The sequence below is a fragment of the Empedobacter sp. UBA7252 genome (genome assembly GCF_002472765.1).
Taxonomy (GTDB): Bacteria; Bacteroidota; Bacteroidia; order Flavobacteriales; family Weeksellaceae; genus Empedobacter; species Empedobacter falsenii_B.
The window spans coordinates 8,121-8,536 of sequence record NZ_DKSQ01000074.1 but is presented as its reverse complement, the minus strand read 5'-3'; the positions used below and the strand labels follow the sequence as shown (position 1 = coordinate 8,536).

1 protein-coding gene is annotated in these 416 nt (G+C 38.5%); it reads left to right on the top strand.

Translation table 11 applies throughout. The annotated features are described in order from the left end of the window. Nucleotides 1-306: integrase core domain-containing protein (locus tag B2X73_RS10445; RefSeq protein WP_291096384.1), on the top strand; the 306-nt coding region annotated here is incomplete at its 5' end. Between the last annotated feature and the right edge of the window lie 110 nt (nt 307-416).

The window sequence follows — 416 nt, the reverse complement described above, 5'->3', positions numbered from 1 at the left end:
AATGGTCCTGAATTCACCAGTCATCATTTTGAGCTCTGGTGTAAAGACCAGGGAATCGGTATTCAATTTATCCAGCCCGGTAAGCCTATGCAGAACGGTTACATCGACCGGTTCAACCGAAGTTATCGCAAAGAAATTTTGGATGCTTATTTATTTTTCAACTTGTCAGAAGTAAGAGAACATACCCAGCTATGGATGGATGAATACAATAACAACAGACCCCATGAAGGTCTTGGGAATCTTACACCAACGGAATTATCAAAAAATATTAGACACAAACAACAAATAAATCAATTAGTAACGTAAATTAGAAAAGTCCAATCCCCAGCTGTCGGAAAAATGGGGTACTTACACAACAAGACTACTCAATTCAATCTAATCGTGTTGCGTTATAATGATCTCTAACAGTGCCAAGG